This window comes from Ahrensia marina (assembly GCF_001293565.1).
Classification (GTDB): domain Bacteria; phylum Pseudomonadota; class Alphaproteobacteria; order Rhizobiales; family Rhizobiaceae; genus Ahrensia; species Ahrensia marina.
In genome coordinates, this window is sequence record NZ_JXMU01000033.1 from 21,495 (window position 1) to 28,130 (window position 6,636).

The window sequence follows — 6,636 nt, forward strand, 5'->3', positions numbered from 1 at the left end:
AAGGAAAAGATTTAACTGTCGCTGCGCTAAACCCCAATTCTGGCAAAACCACGTCCGCTTTATGAAGTTCCACGCCCGATCAGATAATTACGCACCGCTTCATTCTGGTTTTGCGACTTGGCAAGTTCCTTCGACGGACCAATAAAGGCAACACCATCCTGCCCCAGAAAAACAAGATCTTGTGCAATATGTAGGGCATCCTCAGGAGAATGGGTGACCATCAGCGTTGTCATCGCATTTTTATCGGCAAGTGATGCGACAAGATCAAGCATTTCGCGCCGCAGCCCCGGCCCAAGAGAAGCAAAGGCTTCATCTAGCAGTAAAATTGGCTTGTGCCGCACCAATACGCGGGCAACGGCTACACGTTGACGTTCACCGCCTGAAAGTTGGGCGGGAAGCCTTTTGCCATAATTTTCAAGACCGACACTGGCCAAGGCATGATGGACGCTCTCTTTATCACTGGCAGACAGTTTGAGAGAAGGTGAAACGCCAAGCGCAACATTGTTAAAAACACTCAAATGCGCAAAAAGATTATTCTCCTGAAACACCATCGAAAGCGGGCGTTCTCCCGGCGCGCGATGGGTATAATCCTCACCGGCAAGCCAGATTTTTCCGCTCTGCGGCATTTCAAATCCGGCCAGCAATGACAGCAATGTCGATTTTCCAGAGCCACTTGCGCCCATGATTGCCGTGATGACACCTTTGCGGAATTGTGCATCAAAGCGCATGACGGGCGCATCTGCTTCATAAGCAAATGTGACATCCTCAACCGCAACGCTGAACTGATCGGCTGTCATTACTTTTTGCCTTTCAATGATATGCTGCTGCGGTCCGCGAGCATTAAAATTCCCAAGGTAAAAATACATAGCATTAGGGCCAAGCCTGCCGCATCATTGGTGCGATAGCTACCCATGCGCTGCAAAATCAAAAACGGCAAAGTCTGCACTTTTTCAGAACCGAAAAGCGCAATCACGCCCAAATCACCAAGCGATAAGGCAAAGGCAAAAGCAAAGCCGACAGATAGCGGTTTTATCATTGTCGGCAGCAGCACCAGACGCCATTTGTTGAAGCCGTAAAGTCCAAGCTGCGCGCATAACCGATCATGGCGTTGTGCCGCTGCTTGACGCGCTGGCAGCACAAACCGCATGGCAAAAGGCAGCGCCATTGCCGCATTGACGCAGACAACCAGATAAGGTGCCGCTTCATAAACGATGACAAAGGGGCGCAGTAGAATGAACCAGCCTGCCGCGATGACGATTGGCGGGACAACAAGCACCAGTGAGGCCGCATGGCTGTATATGCCTTGCATAGGGCCTTTTCTGACAGCGCCCTCACATAAGGCCAGCGTCACAATAATGCACAGACTTGCCGCAAGAGCGCCAAGCACAAAGCTGGTCAAAATCGCATTTTGAACCGCAGGCTGCCCAATCAGCTTTAAAAGATCCGCGGCAATACCTTTTACAAAGATCGCAATAAAAGGCGAAGCGACAAATAACGCCGCAAGGCCAAGCACGACGACTGACAACACGGTTTGACGAATATCACGCTTGATAATCAGGGGCCGTGTGCGCTCAAGCGTCATACCGGCATCTATATTTCCGCCCGCACGGGCAAACATAAAGACAGCAAAAGCGGTCAAGGCAAGCTGCATTGCTGTTAAAACCACCGCCCGCGGAATATCAAAATCAAATGTAAGCGCCTGATAAATACCCACTTCCAAGGTCGTGGCACGCGGGCCGCCGCCCAGCGTCAACACGACGGTGAATGAAGTAACGCATAACATGAAAACCAGCGCCGAGGCGTTAAACAGCGCAGGACGCATATAAGGCCAGCAAATATGGCGCAAACGCTGCATTGCCCCCATATCGAGTTGATGTGACAGACGTTCATATTCTGAAGGCATCGCATTAAGAGCGCCAAGCACGACCCGGGCGATAAGCGGCATATTAAAGAAAACATGCGCAATCAAAATGCCGGAAAGTCCGTAAATTGTGCCAACAGGCAGTCCGGCGCCTTCGAGCGCCTGCGTTACAAAGCCCTGGTTTCCATAAAGGGAGACGATTGCCAGAACGGCGACAATCTGCGGCAATACAAGCGGGATCGCAAACAGGCGCAGCAGCAGTTCGCGACCATAGAAATATTTGTTTTCAAACAGCAAAAACCCGACAGGAATGGCCAATACAGCCGACAGCACGGTCGATAAAGCTGCCTGCCACAGCGTGAACCGTATGATTCGCCACACATACTGATCGGTCACAATATCAATGATATCGACCGTTGACCCGCCAAGGACGGCAAAAACAATCAACGCAATGATTGCGCCCATTGCCAGTGCGCCCAACAGAAAAAGGGCCAGCAATGGAATTGCAAGCCTCAATTTTTGATATGGTTGATTGTGCTTCAAACCCGATTATCGGCTCATAACGTCAAGCCATTCGTCTACCCAGTCCTTGCGTTTAAGCGCAACTTCCTCGGAAGAATAGAGCAGCGCTGTTTTCGGTTGAACCAGCTCGTCAAACACCGGATTGAGCGGTTTTGACATAGGCGCGGCAGGCAACATCCAGTTTGTTTCCGGAATGATGTCCTGAAACGCCGGACTGACGACAAATGAAAGAAACTCTTTTGCCTGCGGGTTTTCCGCCCCTTTTTTCGTCAGGCCCGCAACCTCGATTTGCATATAGTGGCCTTCGGAAAATGCCGCTGCCTGATATCGGTCATTGTCCTCGGCAATCATGTGATAGGCGGGCGATGTTGTATAGGAAAGCACCATGGGCGCTTCACCATCGGTAAACAGACCATAGGCTTCGGACCAACCCGGCGTGATTGTCAAAATACGGTCACTCAGTTTGGCATAGGCTTCGGGCGCATCATCACCATAGAGTTTCTTAATCCACAACATCAGGCCAAGCCCCGGCGTCGACGTGCGCGGGTCCTGTATGGCAATTTTGTTGGAAGCATCACCGTTTAGAAATTCTTCCATGCTGGAAGGCGGTGTCTCAATCTTTTGGGTGTCATAGACAATTGCGAAATATCCGTAATCATACGGCACAAAAGTATCGTCATTCCATTCAACCGGAACTAAGCCCGCCTCAATGTCCATACCGTGCGGCGCAAAGAACCCTTCGTCCTTGGCTTCTGCAATCAGGTTCTGGTCAATGCCCAGTATCAGGTCGGCATCGGTGTTTTCACCTTCCAAACGCAAGCGGTTAAGCAGAGCAACGCCGTCTGCGGCAGAAACAAATGTTACGTCGCAGCCGCATTTTGCCTCAAAGGCTTTTTCAACCTGCGGCCCCGGTCCCCATTCAGCGGTAAAGCTTTCATAGGTATAAACCGTTACGTCTTTAGCTTGCGCATGACTGATTGCAGCACCGCTCAACAATATGATCAGTAAAATGGATTTTCTCAAAGCTTCTCTCCTTGTTTGAAACAAGGGACAAACACAACGCTCAAGGAATGGACCTAAACCGTGCGCCTAATCCCTCCGCCGGTGTTAACCGGATCAGGTTCTACGGGTCGGATTACCTCTCAGCCATTGGGCACCCCGTTAGACATTTATCCGAATAGCATTTGTAGAAAATCACAGCAAGGGCGCTTGCCTGCGCTATTGCGCTGTCATTTTCCTCTGCCTATGAGAAGATAATGAGTAATTCAGCTTCAGTGACTATTCTTTTAGGCGGCACTTTGACGGTCAATGACGACCTTCTTGCACGCGTCAAAAACAGCTATGTCATTGCTGCTGACGGCGGCATCCGTCATGCAAAAGAGCTTGGTGTGACACCGGATGTGTGGATCGGCGACTTTGATTCAAGCAAACCGGCCTTACTGGACGAATATCAATCAGTTGAGCAAATCCCCCATTCAACCGACAAAAACCAGTCGGATGGTGAACTTGCTCTTAATCTTGCCATCGCCCGCAAACCGAAGGCAATCACTGTTTGCGGCGCAATGGGCGGCGAACGCACGGATCATATTCTTTTTATTCTGCTTGGCGCTATAAGATACGCGCTGGATAATTCTGATATCGAATTTTACCTAACCACTGGTAATGAAACAGCTTTTCCACTGATTCCAGGGCGTGAACTGGCGCTTGATTGCGCGGACGATACAACATTTTCCATTATTCCGTTCAGTGCCTTAAGCGGATTGACTGTTTTGGGGGTAAAATGGCCCTTGCACAGCGTGGAGGTTGCCTTAGGGTCAACGCATACACTGTCAAATGTAACAACCGGCAACACAAAAATTAGTTTGATTGACGGTCATGCTATTGCCTTAGTGCAAAATAAGCATAGTTTGTGACAGTAGTGGAAGGGAACATCTACAACCTGTCAGAAAAATGAGACATAGTTCTGCTTTTCTGATGCATTTAACGCGGGAGCATATCCATGAAGAAAATTACAGCAACAATCGCAGCAGTAGCAATGGCAGGCGCAGTAGCAACAGGCTGCACAGACTCAGACGTGCGCGCAGGCGGCGCAGGCGCAATTGTCGGTACCGGTGCAGCTCTCATCGCTGGCGGAAACACAGAGGCAGTATTGCTTTCTGCTGCAGCAGGCGCAGCAGCAGGCGTGGTTATCGGCCGCGTGGCACAAGGTTCAAACCAGTGCTACTACTCAAACGGCCGAGGCGGTTACTACAAAGCACGCTGCTGATTGTAAATTTATCGAATCGAAAAGCCCGCTTTCAGGCGGGCTTTTTATTGTCTTGATTTCGCCGCCTGAAACCGCCAAAGCCTGATCAAATACGAACGACAAAGGTTATTATGGCAATCTCCCCGCCCCTGCTTCGCCTGGAAAACATATCTCTGACCTTCGGTGGCAAACCGCTTATCGAAGAAGCAAGCTTCTCTGTTCATGCAGGCGATCGTATCGCGCTTATCGGCCGCAACGGCTCCGGCAAATCCACACTTTTGAAAATAGCGGCCGGCTTAACCGATGCCACAGACGGCGAGGTAACGTCTGACCGCAACGCGACAGTGCGTTATCTGCCACAGGCACCTGATATGACAGGATATGCAACGATTGGCGATTATATCGCGGAAGGCCTTGGCCCCATGGATGATCCCCACCGCGCAAGCTATCTGGCAACCGAACTTGGTGTGGATGAAACCCGCTCGCCGGAAGGCCTATCGGGCGGCGAGGCACGGCGGGCCGCCCTTGCGCGCACTCTGGCACCTTCCCCTGATATTCTGCTTTTGGACGAGCCGACCAACCACCTTGATTTACCAATCATCGAATGGCTCGAATCCGAGTTGCAACGGTCGAAATCAGCCATTGTACTGATTTCGCACGACAGGCGTTTTCTGGAAAACATCACGCGCAAAACCCTATGGCTGGATCGCGGCAAATTAAGAGAAAACGGTGCCGGATTTTCAAAGTTTGAAGACTGGCGCGACAAGCTTCTGGAAGAAGAAGAGCAGGAACTGCACAAGCTTGGCCGCAAGATCGTGCGGGAAGAACACTGGGTGACCCATGGCGTATCCGGCCGCCGAAAACGCAATATGCGCCGTCTGGGCGAATTGGCCGAGCTTAAATCCGCCTTTAGAAATCACCAACGCGCCGAAGGCACTGCAAAGCTGGAAACCAGTGAAGTGCGCACCAGCGGCAAGATGGTGATCGAAGCCAGCAATATCAGCAAGACTTATGACAGTCGCACACTGGTAAAAGACTTTTCATTACGGATTCACCGCGGCGATTGCATAGGCCTTGTTGGTCCTAATGGCGCGGGCAAGACAACGCTGATAAAAATGCTGGTCGGCGAGTTAGCGCCTGACAGCGGGTCGGTCCGCCACGGCACCAATCTTGATATCGCCATGCTGGACCAGCGCCGCGATGCGCTCAAGCCCGATGAAACACTTGAGAACTTTCTAACAGACGGGCGCGGCCAGACACTTGTTGTCAATGGTGAGGAAAAGCATGTTTCGTCTTATATGAAAGACTTTCTTTTCAAGCCGGAACAGGCCCGCACACCCGTTAAAGAGCTTTCCGGCGGCGAGAAAGCACGGCTGATTCTCGCCAAGCTCCTTGCCCGTTCAAATAATCTGCTGGTTCTTGATGAGCCAACCAACGATCTGGACATGGAAACGCTCCACCTGCTTCAGGAAATGATTGCGGACTTTAAAGGCACTGTTCTACTGGTCAGCCACGACCGTGACTTTCTTGATAAAACCGTCAACGCCATCATCGCGCCGGATATGGAAAATACGGGACGATGGATTGCCTATGCAGGCGGTTACACAGATATGCAGGCGCAAATTAAAGACACAAAAGCAGCCGCTACAGCCGCCAAAAAAGAAGCAAAATCCGAGAAACCAGCCCCGACGAAGCCTACAAGTGCAAATGCGAAAGGCAAACTGTCCTATAAACAGAAATACGCATTAGAGACATTGCCGTCCAAAATGGACGAAGTTGCTGAAAAGATTGCCGCGCTGGAAACAAAAATGGCTGATCCCGACTTTTTTGCCAAAGACGCTGAAAGCTTCAATAAAACGGCCAAGGAACTTGAGACTTTGCAAAACAGCCACACAGCCATGGAAGAAGAATGGCTGGAGCTGGAAATGCTGCGCGAGGAACTGGAAGGCTAGAGCGTGTCTGCTTTTCACTGATTTCCCGCATGTCCGGGCGGAAAACCGGTTCCCAC

6 protein-coding genes and 1 riboswitch are annotated in these 6,636 nt (G+C 51.0%); of the genes, 3 read left to right on the top strand and 3 right to left on the bottom strand.

Annotated elements, in window-relative coordinates:
- Positions 1 to 59: 59 nt before the first annotated feature.
- The 3 genes from thiQ to thiB form a co-directional block, all read right to left on the bottom strand.
- Positions 60 to 797, bottom strand: a complete 738-nt coding sequence (gene thiQ / locus SU32_RS16070) for a thiamine ABC transporter ATP-binding protein (protein ID WP_054000400.1) — start codon at positions 795 to 797, stop codon at positions 60 to 62.
- Positions 797 to 2,326: a thiamine/thiamine pyrophosphate ABC transporter permease ThiP gene (locus SU32_RS16075; protein WP_082376843.1), complete on the bottom strand. Its 1,530-nt coding sequence runs from the start codon at positions 2,324 to 2,326 to the stop codon at positions 797 to 799. Before SU32_RS16075 ends, thiQ begins: the two co-directional genes overlap by 1 nt.
- Positions 2,327 to 2,410: 84 nt before the next feature.
- Complete coding sequence (thiB, locus tag SU32_RS16080; RefSeq protein ID WP_211097798.1) at positions 2,411 to 3,406, bottom strand: thiamine ABC transporter substrate binding subunit; 996 nt, start codon at positions 3,404 to 3,406, stop codon at positions 2,411 to 2,413.
- A gap of 53 nt (positions 3,407 to 3,459) precedes the next feature.
- Positions 3,460 to 3,554, bottom strand: a riboswitch (TPP riboswitch).
- A gap of 85 nt (positions 3,555 to 3,639) precedes the next feature.
- Between thiB and SU32_RS16085 the strand changes: the two genes are divergently transcribed.
- The 3 genes from SU32_RS16085 (at position 3,640) to SU32_RS16095 (ending at position 6,580) form a co-directional block, all read left to right on the top strand.
- Positions 3,640 to 4,296 carry a thiamine diphosphokinase gene (locus SU32_RS16085; protein ID WP_054000403.1) on the top strand — a complete coding sequence of 219 codons (657 nt, stop codon included), beginning with the start codon at positions 3,640 to 3,642 and terminating at the stop codon, positions 4,294 to 4,296.
- 86 nt (positions 4,297 to 4,382) lie between these two features.
- On the top strand, positions 4,383 to 4,649 hold the full coding sequence (locus SU32_RS16090) for a hypothetical protein (protein WP_054000404.1): 267 nt from the start codon (positions 4,383 to 4,385) through the stop codon (positions 4,647 to 4,649).
- Positions 4,650 to 4,765: 116 nt separating this feature from the next.
- Positions 4,766 to 6,580 (top strand): ABC-F family ATP-binding cassette domain-containing protein, encoded by a 1,815-nt coding sequence (locus tag SU32_RS16095; RefSeq protein ID WP_054000407.1) that lies wholly within the window; start codon positions 4,766 to 4,768, stop codon positions 6,578 to 6,580.
- Positions 6,581 to 6,636: the final 56 nt, after the last annotated feature.